This is a genomic window from Amycolatopsis sp. cmx-8-4 (genome assembly GCF_046548675.1).
Classification (GTDB): domain Bacteria; phylum Actinomycetota; class Actinomycetes; order Mycobacteriales; family Pseudonocardiaceae; genus Amycolatopsis.
Genome location: NZ_JAEBDZ010000043.1, coordinates 24,740 through 45,097 on the forward strand (window position 1 = coordinate 24,740; position 20,358 = coordinate 45,097).

Genomic DNA, 20,358 nt, shown 5'->3' on the forward strand with positions numbered 1-20,358 from the left:
GGTGCGGTACGCGGGGATCGTGGTGGCCGGCGGGTCGGCCCGCAGACTGTCCGGTGTGGACAAGCCGGCCCTGAATGTGGGCGGAAAACCGTTGCTGACCCGCGCCATCCACGCCCTCGAGGGCGCCGAGCGGGTGATCGCGGTCGGCCCGCGACGACCCGGTTTCGACGTCGTGTGGACCCGCGAGCCCGTACCGGGCACCGGGCCGGTGGCCGCGGTCGCCGCCGGGCTCCTCTTCGTGCCCGAGGACGTCGAAGCGGTCGCCGTGCTCGCCGCCGACCTGCCCGGCGTCCGCCGGTCCACAGTGGACCGGCTGGTGGCGGCGGTCGGCGGGGCCGACGGCGCGGTCCTGGTCGACGCGGCGGGGGCCCGCCAGTGGCTGCTCGGCGTCTGGCGGGTGCCGGCGCTGCGGGCCGCGCTGCCCGAGCACCCGGAGAACGCGGCCCTGCGCCGGACGCTCGGCGCGCTGGACATCGTGGACGTCCCGGCCGAGCCGGGGGAGGCCGACGACATCGACACCCCCGAGGACCTGGACCGGTTGTCCTGAGCCGGTGCTTCACAGATGTCACACCGGGCACCGTGTTGGCTACCCTCACGGGCCGGCCCGTGCGTCCGCGTGCCGGACGGACGGACGACCGGGGGACGCAGTACGGTCGCACCGCGTGATCAACGTCGCGGGGGCGGCGCACGGACTCAACAAGGAGGCAGAGTGACCGAGCCCGGCTACGCCGAGGGCGGGAACGGGCAGCAGCCCGCCACGCCGGCGCGGGACGCCCAGTTGCTGGAGCGGACCGTGTTCGAGGTCAAGCGGATCATCGTCGGCCAGGACCGCCTGGTCGAGCGGATGCTGGTCGGCCTGCTGGCCAAGGGCCACCTGCTGCTCGAAGGCGTGCCCGGAGTCGCGAAGACGCTGGCCGTCGAGACGTTCGCGCGGGTCGTCGGGGGCTCGTTCTCGCGCGTGCAGTTCACCCCGGACCTGGTCCCGGCCGACATCCTCGGCACCCGGATCTACCGCCAGGGCGCCGAGCGGTTCGACGTCGAGCTCGGCCCGGTCGTGGCCAACTTCGTGCTCGCCGACGAGATCAACCGCGCGCCGGCGAAGGTGCAGTCGGCGATGCTCGAGGTGATGGCCGAGCGGCACGTGTCCATCGGTGGCCAGACGTTCCCGATGCCGGACCCGTTCCTCGTGCTCGCCACGCAGAACCCGATCGAGAACGAGGGCGTGTACCCGCTGCCGGAAGCGCAGCGTGACCGCTTCCTGTTCAAGATCCTCGTCGAGTACCCCTCCGCGGAGGAGGAGCGCGAGATCATCTACCGGATGGGCGTCACGCCGCCCACCCCGCACGAGGTGCTCAGCCCGGGCGAGCTCGTCCGCCTCCAGGGCGTCGCCGCGCAGGTCTTCGTGCACCACGCGCTGGTCGACTACGTCGTGCGGCTCGTGCTGACCACCCGCACGCCGAACGACCACGGCCTCGCCGACGTCGCCGGCTGGGTGTCCTACGGCGCCTCGCCGCGCGCCAGCCTCGGCATCATCGCCGCCTCACGGGCGCTGGCCCTGGTCCGCGGCCGCGACTACGTGCTGCCGCAGGACGTCGTCGACGTCGTGCCGGACGTGCTGCGCCACCGGCTCGTGCTGTCCTACGACGCCCTCGCCGACGGCGTCCCCATCGACCACATCATCACCCGCGTGCTGCAGACCGTGCCGTTGCCGCAGGTCTCGGCCCGGCCGCAGGGCGGGGCCGGGCAGGGCGGCCCGGTCCCGGCGGGCGCGCCGGTCAGGTAACCCGGCGATGGCGAAGAACGAGAAGGGCGAGCGCCCTTCGTGGGCCCCGCCGGTCCTGCGCGGCGACCGGCTGGAGGCCGGGCTCCGCACACTGGAGCTCGACGTCCGCCGCCGGCTCGACGGCCTGCTGCAGGGCAACCACCTCGGCCTGGTGCCGGGGCCGGGGTCCGAGCCCGGCGAGGCGCGGCCGTACCAGCCCGGCGACGACGTGCGCCGGATGGACTGGGCCGTCACCGCCCGCACCACGACCCCGCACATCCGCGAGACGGTGGCCGACCGCGAGCTGGAGACCTGGGTGGTGGCCGACCTGTCGGCGAGCCTCGACTTCGGCACGGCGCTGTGCGAGAAGCGGGACCTGGTGGTCTGCGCGGTCGCGGCGGTCGCGCACCTGACCGGGGGCGGCGGCAACCGGATCGGCGCGCTGCTGTCCACCGGCGCCGAGACCACCCGCGTCCCCGCCCGCGGCGGCCTCGCGCACGCCCGCGGCCTGGTCCGCAAGATCGCCGCGACGCCGCGCGCGCCCGAAGGCACCCGGGGTGACTTCGCCGACGCGCTGGAGGCGCTGCGCCGGCCGCCGCGCCGCCGGGGCCTGGCCGTGGTGATCTCCGACTTCCTGGGCGAGCCCACCTGGGAGCGGCCGCTGCGGGCGCTCGGCGGGCGCCACGAACTGATCGCGATCGAAGTCCTCGACCCGCGCGACATCGACCTGCCCGAGGTGGGCACCGTCGTGCTGGCCGACCCGGAGACAGGGAAACAGCGCGAAGTGCACGCTTCGGCCTTGCTGCGCAAGGAGTTCGGGGCCGCGGCCCACGCCCACCGGCAGACGGTGGCGGCCGGCCTGCGGCGCGCGGGTGCGGCGCACCTGACGCTGCGCACCGACGCCGACTGGATCGCCGACATGGTCCGGTTCGTCGTCGCCCGCAAGCGGCGCTGGTCCGGGGGTGTGGCGTGAGGGAGCTTGCGACCGAACCATTCAACACCGCGCTTTCGGCGAACGCCGCAGCGAGCGTCAGCGAGGTGGGCGCGTGAGTTTGACCGGGTTCACCACGCCGTGGTGGTTCCTGCTGCTGATCGCCGTGGCCGCGGTCGCGATCGGGTACGTCCTGGCCCAGCGGGCGCGCCGGAAGCGGACCATGCGGTTCGCGAACCTGGAGCTGCTGGAGAAGGTCGCGCCGAAGAGCCAGGGCTGGGTCCGGCACGTGCCGGCGGTGCTGATCGTGCTCTCGTTGCTGCTGCTGACCGTGGCGCTGGCCGGGCCGACCGCCGAGCAGAAGGTGCCGCGCAACCGGGCGACCGTGATGCTGGTGATCGACGTGTCGCTGTCGATGGAGGCCACCGACGTCGCGCCGACGCGGCTGAAGGCGGCCCAGGACGCGGCGACGCAGTTCGCGCAGAACATGACCCCGGGGATCAACCTGGGGCTGATCTCCTTCGCCGGCACGGCGACGGTGCTGGTCAACCCGACCACCGACCGCAACGGCGTCATCAAGGCGATCGACAACCTGAAGCTGGCGCAGTCCACGGCCACCGGTGAAGGCATCTTCGCGGCCCTGCAGTCGGTCGAGAGCTTCTCCAGCGTCGTGGGCGGGGCCGACGGACCGCCGCCGGCGCGCATAGTGCTGATGTCCGACGGCAAGCAGACCGTCCCGGAGGACCTGTACGCGGCCCGCGGCGGCTACACCGCGGCGCAGGCGGCGAAGCAGGCCGGCGTGCCGATCTCGTCGATCTCCTTCGGCACCACACACGGCTCGGTCGACATCGAGGGCAAGGCCCAGCCGGTGAGCGTGGACGACGAGTCGCTGCGCGAGATCGCGCGCCTCTCGGGCGGCGAGTTCTACAAGGCGGCCAGCGCGGAAGAGCTGAAGAAGGTCTACGGCGACCTCGGCGAGCAGATCGGCTACGAGATCAAGGACGCCGACGCGAGCAAGCCGTGGCTGGTCGTCGGGACGCTGATCCTGATGTTGGGCGCGGCGGCGAGCCTGTTCTACGGCCAGCGGCTCCCCTGAGCGGAGGCGGCACTTTCACGTGAAAGTGCCGCCTTTCAGGCGCGGCGGACGCCGTACAGGCTCCCCGCCAGGAGGGTGACGCCGGAGAGCGTGCCGCTGACGAACGGGACCCACGGCAGCGCCGCCGTCCCGAGCAAAGCCAGGCCCACGACGCCGAGCACTGTCAGGACCGCGCCGACGACGAGGATCGAGCGTGTCTTCCACGCCGAGGCCAGCGCCACGAAGTGCAGCCCGACGATCGTGGCGATCCACGCGACGTTGGCCTGCACCGGCGCGTCGAGCAGGCTGAGCACGAAGAACCCGGCGATCAGCAGCACCACTTCGCCGACGACGATCACCCGGTAGCTCGGCCCGAACATCGGCCGGTCCGCCAGCGTCGGGCGCCCGCCCGCGCGGAACCCGACGACCACCACGGCGGCCAGCGCGACGACGGCGAGGCCGCGCAGGATCCAGCCGGCCACGGCGGGCAGCGGGTCGCCGGAGTTGACCAGGACGAACACGGCACCGAACGCGGCGCCGATGAGCGCCCCCAGGAATTGCTGTCGCACCGGGCGAACCTACCGGACGCCGGTCAGGCCTCCGGAACGGCGAACCCGTTCTGCCGCCAGGCCTCGTAGATCGCGATCGCCGCGGTGTTGGCGAGGTTGAGCGAGCGGCTGGTCGGCAGCATCGGCAGCCGCACCCGGTCGGTCACCTCGGGCGCCCGCTGGACGTCGGCGGGCAGGCCCACCGACTCCGGCCCGAACAGCAGGACGTCGCCGGGGGTGTAGGCGACGTCGGTGTGCAGCCGGGTGGCGGACGCGCTGAACGCGTAGACGTTCGCCGGCAGCAGTGCCCGCCAGGCCGCGTCGAGGTCCGCGTGCACCCGGACCCGCGCGAGGTCGTGGTAGTCGAGCCCGGCGCGGCGCAGCTGCTTGTCTTCCAGGGTGAACCCCAGTGGCTCGACCAGGTGCAGCTCGCAGCCGGTGTTGGCCGCGAGCCGGATCGCGTTGCCCGTGTTGGGCGGGATTTCGGGGTGGTAGAAGAGAACGCGGAACACCGGCTCAGCCCTCGGCCAGGAACTTGGCGTACTGCTCGCGGACGGCGGCCGGCGGCGCGGCCGGGCGGATCGTCGCCGGGTCGATGAACACGTACCGCAGGGTCGCCTCGCTGATCAGCGCGCCATCACGGCTGATCTCGAATTCGTTGACCATCGACGTCGTCCCGAGGCGGGTGACGAACTGCGACACGACCAGTTCCTCGTCGTAGTGGGCCGGCGCGCGGAACTTCAGGTTCGCCTCCGCGACCACGACGTCCGTGCGGTGGGCGAGGAACTCGTCGCGCGAGCCGAACAGGGCCTTCTCCGCCTCGAACGCGCACATGTCCACATAGGCCATGTAGTGGGCGTTGAACACGATGCCCTGGCCGTCACATTCGTGGTAGCGCACGCGCAGCGGCATTTCGACGATCGGCCGGCGGGGTTCCGTCACCGGGCCAATCTAGCGAGCGGGTTCAGCCGTGCAGCACGCGGTACGCCGTGGCCGCGCCGGGCTGCAGCGGCACCGGCTGGGTGCCGATCAGCGTCCGGACGTCCAGGAACTGCGTGCCGACGGCTTCCGCGGGCACCAGGTCCGTCGCCCGCTCGACCAGGAGCCGGACCACCGCCGCGGCGACGTCGTCGGGGAGGGCGGGGGAGCAGACCAGCAGGTTCGCGACGCCGATCGTGCCCAGCGCGCCGACGCCGCGGTAGGCGCCTTCGGGGACCTGGACCTGGTCGTACACCGGCCCGTAGGTCGTGCGCAGCGCGGGGACCAGTGCGTCGAGGGGGAGCAGCGCGATCGGCGTCGTGCGGGTGAGGTCCGCGAGCTTCGGCGTCGGCACGCCGCCGGACCACAGCATCGCGTCGATCCGCCGGTCGGCCAGCGCGTGGACGGCGTCGTCGAACAGCAGGTGCCGGGCGTCGACGACGACTCCGGCCCGGGCGAACAGGCGCTCGCCCAGCTGTGCCGCGCCGGAGCCGCCCGCGCCCAGCGACACCGGGCGGCCGGCCAGGTCGGCGAGCCGGTGTGCGGGCCCGTCCGCGCGCACCACCAGCTGCAGGTAGTTCTCGTAGACGCGGCCGAGCGCGAGCAGCGGCACCTTTCCGGTGAACGGCGCGCCGCCGCCGAGCGCCGTCTGCGCGACGTCGGCCAGCACCAGCCCGAGATCGGCCCGGCCGCCGCGCACGAGGTCGACGTTGGCGACGCTCGCCTCGGTCGGCACGGCGGTGGCGTGCAGCAGCGGTTCGGCGCGGCTCAGCTCCGTCGCCAGCAGCTCGGCGAAGGCGAGGTAGAAGCCGCCGCGTTCGCCGGCGGCGATGGTGAGGGCCCGCTCGGGACCGGCGTAACCGGACGACGAACACCCGGCCAGTGCGAGGCCGAGGCCGCCGAGCAGGGCGGTGCGCCGGGTGATCGTCATGGCCCCTCCTCCGCGAGCGGCAGCGTGACGCGGGCCTCGAGGCCGTGCGGTTCCGCTTGGCGCAGTTCGAGGACGCCGCCGCGGGTGCGCACCTGCTGGTGCGCGATGGCGAGGCCGAGCCCGGTCCCGCGTGGGGCGCCTTCGCCGCCGGCGCGCCAGAACCGTTCCGTCGCCCGGGCCCGGTCCTCAGTGGACAGTCCGGGGCCGTCGTCGCGGACCACCAGCGTCGCCGTTTCGGAGCCGGTTTCCCAGTCCGTGGTGATCTTCGCGCCGCGGCCCGCGTAGTGGACGGCGTTGTTCAGCAACACGTCCAGGATCTGCGCGAGCTCGCCTTCCGGGCAGCGGACGGTCACCGGTTCGTCGTGCCCCGGCGGCGGGACGAGGGCCGCCCCGGCGTCGTCGGCGGCCGGGCGCCAGGCGTCGACGCGCTCGGCGAGCACGGACGCGAGGTCGCACGGCTCGTCGGCGGCCCCGGCCGCCACCCGGGTCGCGGTGCTTTCGGCGAGGGCGAGCGCGAGCAGGCCGTCCAGCAGCTTCTCGAGGCGTTCGACCTCGGCCACGGTCGCCCGGTAGGTGGCGCCTTCCGCTTGGCCCGCAAGGGAATCGACGCGCAGGCGTAGCGCGGCCATCGGGTTCCGCAGCTGGTGCGAGGCGTCGGCGACCAGCCGGTGCTGCTGGTCGGCGGCCTCCAGCACGGCCTCGGACATCCGGTTGACCTCACCGGCCAGCGACCGCAGCTCGCGCGGCCCGGCGCGTTCCGGGACGTGCGCGCGGTGCCCGGCGGCGACGGCCAGCACGCCGGTCTCCAGCTCGTGCAGCGGCCGCACCATCCACCGGGCCAGGAGCACGGCGAGCAGCACGAACACGACGGCGACCAGGAGCGCGCCGGCGGCGATGGTGCCCCAGCGGGCGGCGACGTCCGCGGCGGCCGCCGTCACCGACGCCCGCAGCACGACGACGCCGGACACCCGGGTCCCGGTGCCGACCGGCCGCGCGAAGTACGCCGGTTCGGTCGAGAGCGGCCCGAGCCGGTCGACGCGCGGGCCGGGCTCGTTGCGCATGGTCGCCTCGACCAGCGCGTGCACGGCGGGGTCGGTCGCGGTCAGCCCGCCCGCCTGCACCAGCGGCAGGCGCCGCGCGTCGACGATGACCACGCCTTCGCCGTACAGGTCGGCGTAGCGCGTCGCGTCGGCGGCCAGCGCGGCCGGATCGCGGGTGTCGACCGCCTGCTGGGCCAGCACGACGAACCGGTCGACGTCGGCGGTGCGGGAGATGACCAGCTCCTGGGTGCGCTGCTCGGCCGTGGAGAGCAGCAGTGGCACGGCGAACGCGGCCACCACCGCCAGCGCCAGCGCGACCAGGACCACCAGCAGGCGGGTGCGCACGGCTCAGTCCCGGCCGAGCCGGTAGCCGAAGCCGCGGATCGTGGTGAGCAGGCCCGGCCGGTCGAGCTTCGCGCGCAGGCCCGTGAGGTGTACGTCGAGCGAGCGCGAGACCGCGAGGTAGGCGTCGCCCCAGACCTCGTCCATCAGCTGCTGGCGGCTGACCGCGGTGCCGAGACGTGCCGCGAGGACCGCCAGGATCTCGAACTCCTTGGTGGTCAGCGCGATGTCGGCGCCGGCCACCCGCACCCGGCGGGCGGCCAGGTCGATCTCGACGTCCTCGACGTGCACGACGTCGCCGGCCGGGGCGTCGCGGGCGACCGCGCGCCGCACGACGGCGTCCATCCGGGCCAGCAGTTCCGCGAGCCGCACGGGTTTGGTCAGGTAGTCGTCCGCGCCGAGGCGCAGGCCGCGCACGATCGAACGCTCGTCGCCGCGGGCCGTCAGGACGATGACCGGAACCCGGGAGACCGCGCGGATCTTGCGCAGCACGTCGAGGCCGTCGATGTCGGGCAGGCCCAGGTCGAGCAGGACGAGGTCGGCGTCGCGGTGGCGGTGCAGGGCGTCGGCGCCGCGGCCGACGCTGGTGACCGGATGACCGCGCGCGTGCAGCGACTCGGCGAGCGCACCGGCGACCCCGGCGTCGTCTTCGACGAGGAGCACGCGCACGGCCATCCCTTTCTCAGCGTTCGCCCGCATCCACCAGTGCGGTGCGTTCCTCCAGCTCCGAGCTCTTCGAGGTCTCCCGCATTGTGCCGTAGACGACGAGGGAAACCAGGACGCAGCCCGCGACGTAGAAGAAGAACACCGACTCGTGCCCGGCGCTCTTCAGCGCCTGCGCGATCAGCTCGGCGGTGCCGCCGAAGATCGCGACGGTCAGCGCGTAGGGCAGGCCGACGCCGATGGCGCGGATCTTCGTCGGGAACAGCTCGGCCTTCACGATCGCGTTGATCGAGGTGTACCCGGCGACGACCACCAGCCCCGCCAGGACGAGGAAGAACGCGCCGACCGGGTTCCGCGTCGAGCCCATGATCGTCATGATCGGGACGGTGAGCAGCGTGCCCGCGATGCCGAAGAACAGCAGTAGCGGGCGACGTCCGATCCGGTCGGACAGCTTGCCCGCGACCGGCTGCAGGATCGCCGCCAGCAGGATCGCCGAGAACAGGATGATCGTGACCGTGCGCCGCGGGATGTGGGCGGTGTTCTCGAGGAACTTCTGGCTGTAGGTGGCGAAGGTGTAGAACGCCACGGTGCCGCCCAGGGTGAGGCCGACGACGAGCGCGATCTCCTTGGGGTACTTGGCGAGCGCGCGCAGGGTGCCGCGTTCCCCGGAGGCCTGGCCGGCCTCCTTGGTGAAGCTCTCGGACTCGTCCATGCCGCGGCGCAGCCACATCACGCTGAGCGCGGCGACGGTGCCGACGCCGAACGCGATCCGCCAGCCCCACGCCGTCAGCTGCTGCTCGGTGAGCAGCGCCTGCAGGATCAGCTGGAGCCCGAGGGCCAGCAGCTGGCCGCCGTAGAGCGTCACGTACTGGAAGCTGGAGTAGAAGCCGCGCTTGCCGGGAGTGGCCACTTCGGACAGGTACGTCGCCGAGGTGGAGTACTCGCCGCCGACCGAGAGGCCCTGGATCAGCCGCGCGACGAGCAGCAGGATCGGCGCGGCGATCCCGATCGTCTGGTAGCCGGGGGTGACGGCGATCAGCAGGGACCCGCCCGCCATGAGCGTCACCGACAGCACCAGTGCGCGCCGGCGGCCGAACCGGTCGGCGAACCGCCCGAGCATCCAGCCGCCGAGCGGCCGCATGAGGAACCCGACGGCGAACACCGCGGCGGTGCCGAGAAACGCCGCCGTCGTGTCGCTGGTGGGGAAGAAGGACTTGGCGAAGTAGGTGGTGAACGCCGCGTAGGCGTACCAGTCGTACCACTCGACCAGATTGCCGATCGAGCCGCGCAGCACGTTGCCGATCACGCGTTTCTCGCTCACGCCCGCGGCGCCGGTGCCGTTGATCCGGGTAGTCATCGTCGACCTCCTGTGTTGCGACTCACGGTGACCAACCGCGAGACGACCAGCAAGGCCGGAGGAGGGTTCCTTACACCCGCTTAGGACACATCCGTGCATCGCCCGGGCCGGGCTACCGGCCCAGGACGGGAACCATCCGCGACAACAGGTAGGTGCACGCCCAGCGTGCCTCGGTGCCCTTCGGGTCGACGGCACCCTTCGCCAGCTTCGGCGCGAGCTTCCGCGGCTCGGGAATCGTCGTCGGATCGTCGGCGCCCTGGAGGGCGACCGTCCAGTCGAGCTGGGTCAGCCGCGAGATCTCGCTCGCGACGACCAAGCGTCGCACCTTCGGATCGTTCTCCAGCACTTTCACGACCAGGTCGGCGTTCTCTTGGCCCGGCAGCTTCGCGATCACGCTCACCGAGTTGGTCCGCAGCGTCGCGGTGTCGCCCTCGACGGCCCACTTCCGGAACCATCCGGCGGCCCTCTCGGAGACGACGCTGCCCAAGCTGACGTCGGTCCGGTGTGCCGTCGGCGTGTTCCGCAGGGGACCGGGGTCGCCCTGTTCGACCCCGGCGAGCAGCGCCGCCCGGCTTGCCTTGTCGACGATCAGCAGGTTCGAGTTGCCGCACCGCCAGGGAGAAATCGCGTCCGCAGTGATCCACATCGATCCTGATGCGATCCATCCCGTGATCGACGGGCTGTGGCACCGGATGTGGTGCGCGGCATCCCGGTGCCTGACAAGCCTCTGTCGATGATGTGCGGTGCCGTCTACCGGCGCGAGCACGGCATCGCGCCGAGCCCGGTCGCTCGGCAGTGCTGAAGGCTCGCCGACACGGCGCGCTGTGGTCTGCGTCGCACTGTTGCGGAAAGTGTAAGCAACAACGCACCGGCAGGCGCGACGTCACGCTCCGTCGACCTACCGGCCGGTACCGTCCCGCCGCACTCACGTTCCGCTGGCCGGAGCGCGCGCTTGTCGTGTGGTGTTGCCGACACCCGTCTCGGATGACGGCGGTTACCTGCAGGTATGGCGGGCGTGGCTGCGCGCCCGGACCGGCCTGCCGATAGCCTCTTGCCGTCACTCACGCACGGTCGAAAGAGGGAGAACGCTGTGGGACGGTCGGTCTTGGTCACCGGGGGCAACCGGGGCATCGGTCTGGCGATCGCCCGGGATCTCGCCGAACAGGGCCACCAGGTCGCCGTCACGCACCGCGGGTCCGGGGCTCCCGAAGGGCTCTTCGGGGTGCAGGCGGACGTCACCGACACCGAGCAGATCGACGCGGCGTTCAAGCTCGTCGAGGAGCACCAGGGCCCGGTCGAGGTGCTCGTGTCCAACGCCGGCCTGACCGACGACACCCTGCTCATGCGGATGAGCGACGACCAGTTCGAGCGGGTCATCAACGCGAACCTGACCGGCGCCTACCGGGTCGCCAAGCGCGCGTCGCGCGGCATGCTGCGCGGCAAGTGGGGCCGGTTCGTCTTCATCTCCTCGGTGGTCGGCCTCTCCGGTTCCGCGGGCCAGGCGAACTACGCGGCGAGCAAGGCGGGCCTGGTCGGCTTCGCGCGCTCGCTGGCTCGTGAGCTCGGCTCCCGCAACATCACCTCGAACGTCATCGCGCCCGGCTTCGTGCGCACCGACATGACCGACGACCTACCCGAGGACCGCAAGAAGCAGATCCTCGCGCAGGTGCCCTCCGGCCGCTACGCCGAGCCGTCGGAGATCGCCGCCGCCGTGCGGTACCTGGCCTCGGACGACGCCGGCTACGTCAACGGCGCGGTGCTGCCCGTCGACGGCGGCCTCGGCCTCGGCCACTGACCTCTCTTCACACCCGAACAAGACTTGGAGGACCTGTGCCCGGACTGCTCGAAGGCAAGCGCCTGCTGATCACCGGCATCATCACCGACGCCTCGCTCGCCTTCCACGCGGCCAAGATCGCGCAGCAGGAGGGTGCGAAGGTGGTCCTGACCGGCTTCGGCCGCATGTCGCTGGTCAAGACCATCGCGAAGCGGCTGCCCGAGCCGGCCCCGGTGATCGAGCTCGACGTCACCAACCAGGAGCACCTCGCCGGTCTCGCGGACAACGTCCGGGAGCACGTCGACGGCCTCGACGGCGTGCTGCACTCGATCGGCTTCGCCCCGCAGAGCTGCCTCGGCGCGCCGTTCCTCGACGCGCCGGCCGAGGACGTCAAGATCGCCGTGGACGTCTCGGCGTACTCGTTCATGTCGCTGTCGAAGGCGTGCCTGCCGCTGCTGGGCCGCGGTTCGTCGATCGTCGGCATGGACTTCGACGCCCGGGTCGCGTGGCCGGTCTACAACTGGATGGGCGTCGCGAAGGCCGCGCTGGAGTCGGTCAACCGCTACCTGGCCAAGGAGCTGGGCCCGCAGGGCATCCGCGTCAACCTGGTCAGCGCCGGCCCGATGAAGACGATGGCCGCGAAGTCGATCCCGGGCTTCTCGGACCTCGAAGACGGCTGGGGCGACCGCGCGCCGCTCGGCTGGGACAGCTCGGACCCTGACCCGACGGCGAAGAGCGTCTGCGCCCTGCTGTCGGACTGGCTCCCGGCGACCACCGGCTCGATGATCATGGTCGACGGCGGGGTCCACGCCCTCGGCATCTGATCGTGGTCCGTGAAGGCCTCCTTACCGGCTCTTATGGCCGGGAAGGAGGCCTTCACGGCTTTCAGGCCGCGACCGGGACCGGGCGCCGGTCGTCGGCGCGCTGGACGGCGACCGCGACCGTGAGGGCGACGACCGTCGCCGCGCCGAGGGCGATGCCCGTCCACGCGACGCTCGGGAAGCCCAGCCCGGCGCCGATCGCGACGCCGCCCAGCCACGGCCCGGCGGTGTTGCCGACGTTGAACGCCGCCGTCGTGCTGGCGCCCACGAGCGTCGGGGCGTTCCCGGCCACGGCGTAGGTGCGCACGTTCAGCGCCGGGTTGGCGCCGAACCCGGCGGCGCCGAAGACGAGCACGGCCGCGACGGCGACCACCGCGTCGGTCGTCAGAGCCAGCACGAGCAGGGCCGCCAGCGCGAGCGCGACGCAGCTGTAGAGCGTGGCGAACGGGTGCCGGTCGGCCAGCCGCCCGCCGGCCGTGATGCCGATGAGCGCGCCGACGCCGAACAGCGCGAGGACGCCCGGGACCCACGCCTGGGGCAGGCCGTCCGTCTCGGTCAGCAGGGGCGCGAGGTAGCTGAACGCGGCGAAGATCATGGCCTGGCACAAGGCGATCACGCCGAGTGCGAGCCAGACCCGGCCGCGCCGGTAGAGCCGCAGCTCGGACCGGACGCTCATCCCGCCGCCGGTCGTTTCGGGCACCAGCGCGGCCACGCCGGCCGCCGCCAGCAGCGTCACCGCCGCGACCGCCCAGAACGCCGTCCGCCAGCCCGCGTGCTGCCCGATGACCGTGCCCGCGGGCACCCCGGCGACGTTCGCCACGGTCAGCCCGCCGACCAGCACCGCCATCGCGCGGCCGCGCCGCTCGACCGGCACCAGCGCGATCGTCGTGGCGACGCCGACGGCCCAGAAGCCCGCGCAAGCGAGCGCGGCGACGACCCGCGTCGCGAACAGCAGCGCGTACCCGGTGGCGAGGGCGCCCACGACGTGCGCCCCGAGGAAGACCGCCAGCAGCACCAGCAGCGTCCGGCGGCGGGGGAGCCGCAGTGTGGTGATCGCCAGCAGGGGCGCGCCGATCACCATGCCGATGGCGAACGCGGAGATCAGCAGGCCGGCGTCGGGGATGCTCACGCCGAGGTCGGCGGCCATGCCGGGGAGCAGGCCGGTGATCATGAACTCGGACGTGCCCAGCGCGAACACGCTGAGCCCGAGGACGAAGACGGCCAGGGGCACGGGTCCTCCTTGGTTGTGTAATGGTCAGTACAAAACGCGGGCAGGCTTCTGCCGGAAGGGGCCCGGGTTCAGGCGACGAGAGCGGACAGGGCGAGATCGGCGACGGCGTGCATCGCCTCGCGGCTGGTGCCGCGCCGGGACATCACCTTCAGGCCGGTGACGGTGTTGAGGACGAACTGCGCGACGTCGGCCGGATCCCGGCCGGGCCGCAGGCTGCCGTCGAGCACGCCTTCCCGGGCACACTCGCCGAGCATCGCCAGGTTCCGCTCGGTGTCGCTGCGCAGGGCGGCGCCGATGCCGTCGTCCGGCATGCCGAGCTCGGCGAGGGTGTTCACCACCAGGCAGCCGCGGCGGTTCCGCTCGAGTTCGGCGTCGATGGTCGTGGTGAGGAGCGCGGTGAGCCGTTCGGCGGCTGTGCCCGGGCCCTCGAGGAGTGCTTGCCGGGCCGTGAGCTGGCTGTCGGTGTAGTGCGTCAGCGATCGCTCGAACAGCGCCTTCTTGCTGGTGAAGGTGTTGTAGACGCTGCTGCGGCCCAACCCGGTGGCGTCGCACAGGTCCTGCGTCGAAGTCGCCTCGTAGCCGTGTTCCCAGAACACGTGCATCGCGCTGTCGACGGCGGCGGACTCGTCGAACTCCCGTGGCCTGGCCATGAGATCACCGTACCAGGGTTTTGGACTGGTCGATTCATAACGGGCCCGCGTCAGCGTGCGGGGCGCCACAGCGGCAAGATGACCGGGGTGGGATACGACGCGTTGCTGTGGCTTTCGTTCGGTGGTCCGGAAGGGCCTGACGACGTCATGCCGTTCCTCGAGAACGTCACCCGGGGCCGGGGGGTGCCTCGTGAGCGGCTCCTGGAGGTCGCCGAGCACTACCAGCACTTCGGCGGGGTCTCGCCGATCAACAAGCTGAACCGCGACGCCATCGCCGCGGTCGAGAAGCAGCTCGCGGCCGCGGGTGTCGACCTGCCGGTGCACTTCGGCAACCGCAACTGGCACCCGATGGTCGAAGCCACCCTGAGCGAGCTGACGGCGGCCGGCGCGCAGCGGATCCTGGTCTTCCCCACGAGCGCGTACGGCGGCTACTCGGCGTGCCGCCAGTACGACGAGGACATCGAACGCGCTCGCGCCGCGGTCGGTGAAAGTGCCCCCGAAATGGTGAAACTGCGCCAGTTCTTCGACCACCCGCTGTTCGTCTCGGCGATCGCCGACGGCGTCCGCGCCGCCCACGCTTCGCTGGGTAACGTGCCGGGCACCCGCACGGTCTTCACCGCGCACTCGGTGCCCGACAGCGCCGACAAGGCGTCCGGCCCGCCGGCCGAGGGCGGCCGCCGCTACTCGCGCCAGATCGCCGAGGCCGCCCGGCTCGTCGCGGCCGAGGCCGGCGTCGAGACCTACGACGTCGTCTGGCAGTCGCGGTCCGGGCCGCCGCAGGTGCCGTGGCTGGAGCCGGACATCGTCGACCACATCGACGCCCTGCACGCCGAGGGCGTCCCCGCGGTGGTCGTCTCGCCGCTCGGGTTCGTCTCGGACCACCTCGAGGTGATCTGGGACCTGGACAACGAAGCGGCCGAACGGGCGGCGGAGCACGGCATGGCGTTCGCCCGCGCGGCGACGGCGGGCAGCGACCCGCGGTTCGCCGAGCTGGTGGTGGAGCTGATCCGCGAGCACACGCACGACGTGGCGCCGCGCAAGCTGTCGCCGTTCCCGGCGGGCGGCTGCACGGTCAACGGCGCGCCGTGCGCGATCGGCTGCTGCGAGCCCGCGAAGCGTCCCGGCCGTTAGCTTTTGCGCCCCACCAGGTGAAAGACGCGGCTGAGCCGGCGGTAGGGATCCCGCCGGCCGGCCTCCAGTTCGACGGCGGCCACGCGTTCGGTGTCGGCCGGATCCAGGTCGGCGCCGCTGAGGTCGAGCCAGTCGACGAACAGCCACACTCCGTACCACCGCAGGGGTTCCACGCCGCGGCGGCGCAGGGACTCGCCGAGTTCGTCGACGGTGTCGGCGCGCGTCGGCAGGCCCAGCACGCCGATCTCGGCGCGGGTGCCGAACGCCGCCAGCGCGTCCTCCCACCGCCGTTCCATGGCCGGGCGCACCGCGGCGGCGTCGGCGTTGCCCGCCATGATCGAGACGAGCCCGCCGGGAGCGGCGCACCGGCACAACTGGTCGAGCACGGGTTCCGGGTCCGCCAGGTACCCGAGCACGCCGTGGCACAACACAGCGTCGAAACGCTGCCCGCCAACGGCTTCCCCGGCGTCCGCGCCGTCGGCTTCCACGAACGTCACCCCGTTCGGCAGCCGTTGCCGGGCCTTGTCCAGCATCGCCGGCGACGGGTCGAGCAGCGTGACGTCGTAGCCGGCGCGGGCCAGCGGGAGCGACTGGTGTCCCGCGCCGCCGCCGACGTCGAGCACCCGGGCCGGCGGGGCCGGGAGGTGCTCCAGCAGCTGCCGGTGCATGACGTAGGTGCGCACGCGTCCCTTCACGGAGGCGTAAGCACCGTCGGCGAACTGGTCGGCCAGCGCGGCCCAGGTGTCCTCGACCATCGCGCCACGGTACTGGGGATCGCGGCGGGGGAGTTCGCGAACCACGGGAGCGAGGTCCGCGATCCGGGGCTGTTCGGGCACATCACCGACGACACGAACCGCTGAGACGTCAGCCTTCGCGAGCGGTCTGCTCCGCGAAGACCCGCACGGCCTCGTTGACGGCGGCGCACCGGGCGATCCGCACCGCGTCCGACAGTGGCCGCAGCGCCTGTGCCCGCAGGTTCGACGCCGACGCCGACAGCGCCCCACCCGGGTCGTCGGTCTCGGCGATCGCCAGGATCGCCGAGATCTCCTCGGCGCGCTGCAGCACCCGCAGCGACCGTCCGGGCGTGCCCGCCGGCCAGTCGACGTCCGGGCGGGAGCGCAGGTGGGCGGACAGTTCCGCGCGCACTCCCGGGCGGTCGCTGGCGACGTTCAACGTCTGGAGCGCGCCGGCACTCGCGCGGATCGCGTCGGTCAGGCCGTGCTCGGCCTCGCCCACCGCGACGTACTCCGGCGGCGCGGCCAAGGGGACGAGCGAGAACACCGTCCAGCGCATTAGGCCCTCGGCGACCGGCTCCGGCACGATCCCGAAGCCGAGCTCGGGCAGCACCACCGCGTCACCGGCGCGCAACGCCGCCTCGGTGAACGGCCCGCCGCCCCCGAGGCCCCGGACGTCACCCGGGACGGGGAGGACCAGCCGCATGCTTTTCGCTCCCTGCGAACGCAGGGCCATCAGCAACTGGACCGGGGTGGCCGCGCGGTTGAAGGCCAGCGGGAGCTCGAACGCCTCCGCGGCGGCCGCGTCGGCGGCGACGACATCGTGCGCCTCACCCCACGCGAGCAGGGCGTCGAGCACATCGTCGGACGCGGCGGCTCCGTTCAGCCACGCGCTGGACCAGACGGCGAAGGTCGCACTGGGTCGGCACACGACGCCCTATTTTACCGGGCCGCTCCGCAACCCGGCAGTGCGCCCACGCTGGAGTCGCTCCACATCGACGGGCCGCCGATCCGGCAGTAGCGTCGAACGGGTGAACGTAGTTCCAGACGATCTTCCCCGCACCGCCGGGGCCCTGCGCGCGGCCGGGTACGAGCCGCGGCCCATCGCGCAAGAGATCCACGACAACCTGCTGACCGCCCTCCGCACGGGGGTCGACGCCTGGCCGGGCATCGTCGGGTTCTCCCGCACGGTGCTGCCGCAGCTCGAACGCGCGCTGCTGGCCGGCCACGACGTCGTCCTGCTCGGCGAGCGCGGCCAGGGCAAGACCCGCCTGCTCCGCACCCTCTCCGGGCTCCTCGACGAGTGGACGCCCGTCATCGAGGGCTCCGAGCTGGGCGAGCACCCCCTGCAGCCGATCACGCCCGCGTCGCTCCGGCGCGCGGCCGAGCTCGGCGACGACCTGCCCGTGGCCTGGCGCCACCGCTCCGAGCGCTACACCGAGAAGCTGGCCACGCCGGACACCTCGGTGGGCGACCTGATCGGCGACGTCGACCCGGTGAAGGTCGCCGAAGGCCGTAGCCTGGGCGACCCCGAGACCATCCACTTCGGCCTGGTCCCGCGCGCCCACCGCGGCATCGTCGCCATCAACGAGCTGCCCGACCTCGCCGAGCGCATCCAGGTCGCGCTGCTCAACGTGATGGAGGAGCGCGACATCCAGGTCCGCGGCTACACGCTGCGGCTGCCCCTGGACGTCCTGCTCGTCGCCACCGCGAACCCCGAGGACTACACCAACCGCGGCCGGATCATCACCCCGCTGAAGGACCGCTTCGGCGCCGAGATCCGCACGCACTACCCCCTGGACGTCGAGTCCGAGGTCGCCGTCGTCCGGCAGGAAGCCCACCTCGTCGCGGAAGTGGGGGAGCCGCTGCTGGAGGTCATCGCCCGGTTCGTGCGGAACCTCCGCGAGTCGCCGGTCATCGACCAGCGCTCGGGTGTCTCCGCGCGGTTCGCCGTCGCCGCGGCCGAGACCGTGGCGGCCGCGGCCCTGCGCCGCTCGGCGCTGACCGGTGAGGAACCCGCCGTGGCCCGGCCGGTCGACCTCGACGCGGTGCCGTCGGTGCTGCGCGGCAAGATCGAGTTCGAGCCGGGCGAGGAGGGCCGCGAGGTCGAGCACCTCGTGCACCTGCTGCGCCGGGCGATCGCCGAGACCGCCCGCGAGCGCTTCGCCGGCCTCGACCTGCGCCCGCTGGCCGACGCGGTCGCCGACGGCCACCTCGTCGCCACCGGCGAGCGCGTGCCGGGCGAAGACGTCCTCAAGGCGCTGCCGGAGCTGCCGGTGCTGCACGAGGTCGCCGCGCGCGCCGGGGTCTCGCCCGACGAACCCGCCGGCCGGATCGCGGCCGCCGTCGAACTCGCCCTCGAATCGCTGTTCCTGGCCCGGCGGCTCGCCAAGGACTCCGACGACACGACCACCGTCTACGGCCGATGACCGCGGTCCCGCTCCCCGACGGCTACTCCTACGGCCCGTTCCACGACGGGCCGGACCCGCTCGCGCCCCCGGCCGACCTGCACGACGCGCTCGACGAGATCGGCCGCGACGTGATGGCAGGCTCGTCGCCGCGCGCCGCGCTGGAGGAGCTGCTGCGCCGGGGTACCGACCGCACTTCGGGGCTCGACGAGCTGACCCGGCGCCTGTGGCAGCGCCGCTCGCAGATCCAGCGGCGCAACAACCTCGACGGCACCCTGCAGGAGGTCCAGCGCCTCCTGCAGGACGCCCTCGAAGCCGAACGCCGCGAGCTGTTCCCCGACCCGGACGACGACGCCCGCTTCCGCGAGGCCCAGCTGGACGCCCTGCCGCCCGGCACGGCCGCGGCCGTCAACGAGCTGTCCGAGTACGACTGGCGCTCCGAACAGGGCCGGGAGAACTACCAGAAGATCCGCGACCTGCTCGGCCAGGAGCTGATGGAGTCCCGGTTCCAGGGCATGAAACAGGCGCTGCAGAACGCCGGGCCCGAGGACGTCGAGCGGATCAACGAGATGCTCTCGGACCTCAACGACCTGCTGGCCGCGCACGCCGAGGGCGCCGAAGACATCCAGGAGCGCTTCGACGACTTCATGGGCAAGCACGGCGAGTACTTCCCCGAGAACCCGCAGAACGTCGAGGAACTGATCGACGCCCTCGCGGCCCGGTCCGCCGCGGCCCAGCGGATGCTCAACTCGATGTCCGCCGAGCAACGCGCGGAGCTGGCCGAGCTGACCCAGCAAGCGTTCGGCGACCCGCGGCTCGCGCAGCAACTGTCCAACCTGGACGCGCAGCTGCGCGCGGCCCGGCCGGGCGAGGACTGGACGTCGTCGGAACGCTTCCGCGGCAAGAACCCGCTCGGCATGGGTGAAGGCGCCCAGGCGATGGCCGACCTCGCCGAGCTGGACGCGCTGGCCGAGCAGCTGGGCCAGTCCTACCCCGGCGCGAGCCTGGACGACATCGACCTGGAAGCGCTCGAGAGCCAGCTCGGGAAGGACGCCGGCGTCGACGCGCGGCGACTGTCCGAACTGGAGCGTGAGCTGCGCCGCCAGGGCCTGTTCGAACGCGCCGCCGACGGGTCGCTCCGGTTGTCGCCCAAGGCGTTGCGGCGCCTGGGCGAGACGGCGCTGTCGGACATCGTCAACGCGCTGCGCGGCAAGTCCGGCGACCGCGAGACCGAGTCGGCGGGCGCCGCGGGCGAGCCGACCGGCGCGTCGCGGCCGTGGCGGTTCGGGGACATGCAGCCCTGGGACGTGCCGCGGACGATCCGCAACGCCGTGCTGCGCTCGGTGTCGGTGGGGGAGTCCTCGGTCCGGCTGGACGTCGAGGACGTCGAAGTGGTCGAGACCGAGCACCGGTCCCGCGCCGCGGTCGCGCTGCTGGTCGACACGTCGTGGTCGATGGTCTCGGAAGGCCGCTGGCTGCCGATGAAGCGCACGGCACTGGCGCTGCACCAGCTGATCACCACCCGGTTCCGCAACGACGCACTGCAGCTGATCACCTTCGGCCGCTACGCGACGTCGATGGAGCTGCCGGAGCTGGTCGGGCTGGAAGGCGCGTGGGAGCAGGGCACCAACGCCCACCACGCGCTGCTGCTGGCCGGGCGCCACCTGCGACGTCATCCCGACGCCCAGCCGGTGGTCCTGATGGTCACCGACGGCGAGCCGACCGCGCACCTGGAACCGGACGGCGAGGCCGTCTTCGACTACCCGCCGCAGCCGCAGACCCTCCACAAGACACTGTCCGAAGTGGATCGCCTGGCCAAGCTGGGCGCGTCGGTGACGGTGTTCCGGCTGGGCGACGACCCGCGGCTGACGGCGTTCGTGGACGTCATCGCCCGCCGCTCGGGCGGCCGGGTGGTGGCTCCGGACCTGGACGGCCTGGGCGCGGCGGTGGTGGGCGACTACCTGCGTACCCGGCGCCGCTGA

Annotated in this window: 21 protein-coding genes; 9 read left to right on the plus strand and 12 right to left on the minus strand. The window is 72.8% G+C overall.

All coding sequences use genetic code 11. The annotated features are described in order from the left end of the window. Position 1: 1 nt before the first annotated feature. From ACLJQZ_RS44705 to ACLJQZ_RS44720, 4 genes are all read left to right on the plus strand, one after another. The gene (locus tag ACLJQZ_RS44705; RefSeq protein WP_410627406.1) at positions 2–547 is read left to right on the plus strand and encodes a molybdenum cofactor guanylyltransferase; all 546 of its coding nucleotides are present in this window, start codon (positions 2–4) and stop codon (positions 545–547) included. A gap of 162 nt (positions 548–709) precedes the next feature. After that, positions 710–1,783, plus strand: coding sequence for an AAA family ATPase (locus ACLJQZ_RS44710; protein ID WP_247051938.1), 1,074 nt, complete (start codon positions 710–712; stop codon positions 1,781–1,783). Positions 1,784–1,790: 7 nt separating this feature from the next. Then, positions 1,791–2,735 carry a DUF58 domain-containing protein gene (locus ACLJQZ_RS44715; protein ID WP_247051937.1) on the plus strand — a complete coding sequence of 315 codons (945 nt, stop codon included), beginning with the start codon at positions 1,791–1,793 and terminating at the stop codon, positions 2,733–2,735. A gap of 73 nt (positions 2,736–2,808) precedes the next feature. Then, the gene (locus ACLJQZ_RS44720) at positions 2,809–3,789 is read left to right on the plus strand and encodes a VWA domain-containing protein (protein WP_410627408.1); all 981 of its coding nucleotides are present in this window, start codon (positions 2,809–2,811) and stop codon (positions 3,787–3,789) included. Positions 3,790–3,824: 35 nt separating this feature from the next. On the opposite strand, the gene ACLJQZ_RS44725 is transcribed toward ACLJQZ_RS44720, so the two are convergent. The 8 genes from ACLJQZ_RS44725 to ACLJQZ_RS44760 all read right to left on the minus strand — a co-directional run bounded on the left by ACLJQZ_RS44725 (position 3,825) and on the right by ACLJQZ_RS44760 (position 10,273). Next, entirely contained in the window at positions 3,825–4,337 is a 513-nt protein-coding gene (locus ACLJQZ_RS44725; RefSeq protein WP_410627410.1) for a hypothetical protein, read from the minus strand. A gap of 23 nt (positions 4,338–4,360) precedes the next feature. After that, entirely contained in the window at positions 4,361–4,828 is a 468-nt protein-coding gene (locus tag ACLJQZ_RS44730; protein ID WP_410627412.1) for a tRNA (cytidine(34)-2'-O)-methyltransferase, read from the minus strand. 4 nt (positions 4,829–4,832) lie between these two features. Beyond that, on the minus strand, positions 4,833–5,258 hold the full coding sequence (locus ACLJQZ_RS44735) for an acyl-CoA thioesterase (protein ID WP_410627414.1): 426 nt from the start codon (positions 5,256–5,258) through the stop codon (positions 4,833–4,835). A gap of 22 nt (positions 5,259–5,280) precedes the next feature. Then, positions 5,281–6,225 carry a TAXI family TRAP transporter solute-binding subunit gene (locus tag ACLJQZ_RS44740; protein ID WP_410627416.1) on the minus strand — a complete coding sequence of 315 codons (945 nt, stop codon included), beginning with the start codon at positions 6,223–6,225 and terminating at the stop codon, positions 5,281–5,283. Continuing rightward, the gene (locus tag ACLJQZ_RS44745) at positions 6,222–7,610 is read right to left on the minus strand and encodes a sensor histidine kinase (protein ID WP_410627418.1); all 1,389 of its coding nucleotides are present in this window, start codon (positions 7,608–7,610) and stop codon (positions 6,222–6,224) included. Before ACLJQZ_RS44745 ends, ACLJQZ_RS44740 begins: the two co-directional genes overlap by 4 nt. A gap of 3 nt (positions 7,611–7,613) precedes the next feature. After that, entirely contained in the window at positions 7,614–8,282 is a 669-nt protein-coding gene (locus ACLJQZ_RS44750; RefSeq protein WP_410627421.1) for a response regulator transcription factor, read from the minus strand. Between the two features lie 7 nt (positions 8,283–8,289). Continuing rightward, positions 8,290–9,627: an MFS transporter gene (locus ACLJQZ_RS44755; protein WP_410627422.1), complete on the minus strand. Its 1,338-nt coding sequence runs from the start codon at positions 9,625–9,627 to the stop codon at positions 8,290–8,292. Between the two features lie 112 nt (positions 9,628–9,739). Continuing rightward, the gene (locus ACLJQZ_RS44760) at positions 9,740–10,273 is read right to left on the minus strand and encodes a hypothetical protein (RefSeq protein ID WP_410627424.1); all 534 of its coding nucleotides are present in this window, start codon (positions 10,271–10,273) and stop codon (positions 9,740–9,742) included. A 444-nt stretch (positions 10,274–10,717) separates the two neighbouring features. Between ACLJQZ_RS44760 and ACLJQZ_RS44765 the strand changes: the two genes are divergently transcribed. Continuing rightward, positions 10,718–11,422, plus strand: coding sequence for a beta-ketoacyl-ACP reductase (locus tag ACLJQZ_RS44765; protein WP_326949734.1), 705 nt, complete (start codon positions 10,718–10,720; stop codon positions 11,420–11,422). A gap of 35 nt (positions 11,423–11,457) precedes the next feature. Then, entirely contained in the window at positions 11,458–12,225 is a 768-nt protein-coding gene (gene fabI / locus ACLJQZ_RS44770) for an enoyl-ACP reductase FabI (RefSeq protein WP_410627426.1), read from the plus strand. A gap of 61 nt (positions 12,226–12,286) precedes the next feature. Here the strand turns inward: fabI and ACLJQZ_RS44775 are convergent, their stop codons facing one another. Beyond that, entirely contained in the window at positions 12,287–13,453 is a 1,167-nt protein-coding gene (locus tag ACLJQZ_RS44775) for a Cmx/CmrA family chloramphenicol efflux MFS transporter (protein WP_410627428.1), read from the minus strand. 68 nt (positions 13,454–13,521) lie between these two features. Further along, positions 13,522–14,103 carry a TetR/AcrR family transcriptional regulator gene (locus ACLJQZ_RS44780; protein ID WP_410627430.1) on the minus strand — a complete coding sequence of 194 codons (582 nt, stop codon included), beginning with the start codon at positions 14,101–14,103 and terminating at the stop codon, positions 13,522–13,524. A gap of 87 nt (positions 14,104–14,190) precedes the next feature. Here ACLJQZ_RS44780 and ACLJQZ_RS44785 point away from each other — a divergent pair, with 87 nt between their 5' ends. Continuing rightward, positions 14,191–15,234, plus strand: coding sequence for a ferrochelatase (locus tag ACLJQZ_RS44785; RefSeq protein WP_410627463.1), 1,044 nt, complete (start codon positions 14,191–14,193; stop codon positions 15,232–15,234). On the opposite strand, the gene ACLJQZ_RS44790 is transcribed toward ACLJQZ_RS44785, so the two are convergent. Both ACLJQZ_RS44790 and ACLJQZ_RS44795 read right to left on the minus strand, forming a co-directional pair. After that, entirely contained in the window at positions 15,231–15,989 is a 759-nt protein-coding gene (locus ACLJQZ_RS44790; RefSeq protein WP_410627432.1) for a class I SAM-dependent methyltransferase, read from the minus strand. The two genes, ACLJQZ_RS44785 and ACLJQZ_RS44790, sit on opposite strands and share 4 nt — an antisense overlap. Positions 15,990–16,098: 109 nt before the next feature. Next, positions 16,099–16,899 carry a hypothetical protein gene (locus tag ACLJQZ_RS44795; RefSeq protein ID WP_410627433.1) on the minus strand — a complete coding sequence of 267 codons (801 nt, stop codon included), beginning with the start codon at positions 16,897–16,899 and terminating at the stop codon, positions 16,099–16,101. Positions 16,900–16,999: 100 nt separating this feature from the next. On the opposite strand from ACLJQZ_RS44795, the gene ACLJQZ_RS44800 reads away from it, so the two are divergent. Together ACLJQZ_RS44800 and ACLJQZ_RS44805 are read left to right on the plus strand one after the other, a co-directional pair. Continuing rightward, the gene (locus tag ACLJQZ_RS44800) at positions 17,000–18,397 is read left to right on the plus strand and encodes an ATP-binding protein (RefSeq protein ID WP_247051922.1); all 1,398 of its coding nucleotides are present in this window, start codon (positions 17,000–17,002) and stop codon (positions 18,395–18,397) included. Continuing rightward, on the plus strand, positions 18,394–20,358 hold the full coding sequence (locus tag ACLJQZ_RS44805; RefSeq protein ID WP_410627435.1) for a hypothetical protein: 1,965 nt from the start codon (positions 18,394–18,396) through the stop codon (positions 20,356–20,358). Before ACLJQZ_RS44800 ends, ACLJQZ_RS44805 begins: the two co-directional genes overlap by 4 nt.

Bases quoted from the DNA above. Each gene is read 5' to 3' on its own strand.
- ACLJQZ_RS44715 (WP_247051937.1), top strand. From the start codon at position 1,791: ATGGCGAAGAACGAGAAGGGCGAGCGCCCTTCGTGGGCCCCGCCGGTC.
- ACLJQZ_RS44740 (WP_410627416.1), bottom strand. From the start codon at position 6,225: ATGACGATCACCCGGCGCACCGCCCTGCTCGGCGGCCTCGGCCTCGCA.
- ACLJQZ_RS44750 (WP_410627421.1), bottom strand. From the start codon at position 8,282: ATGGCCGTGCGCGTGCTCCTCGTCGAAGACGACGCCGGGGTCGCCGGT.
- ACLJQZ_RS44755 (WP_410627422.1), bottom strand. From the start codon at position 9,627: ATGACTACCCGGATCAACGGCACCGGCGCCGCGGGCGTGAGCGAGAAA.
- ACLJQZ_RS44760 (WP_410627424.1), bottom strand. From the start codon at position 10,273: ATGTGGATCACTGCGGACGCGATTTCTCCCTGGCGGTGCGGCAACTCG.
- ACLJQZ_RS44780 (WP_410627430.1), bottom strand. From the start codon at position 14,103: ATGGCCAGGCCACGGGAGTTCGACGAGTCCGCCGCCGTCGACAGCGCG.
- ACLJQZ_RS44790 (WP_410627432.1), bottom strand. From the start codon at position 15,989: ATGGTCGAGGACACCTGGGCCGCGCTGGCCGACCAGTTCGCCGACGGT.
- ACLJQZ_RS44805 (WP_410627435.1), top strand. From the start codon at position 18,394: ATGACCGCGGTCCCGCTCCCCGACGGCTACTCCTACGGCCCGTTCCAC.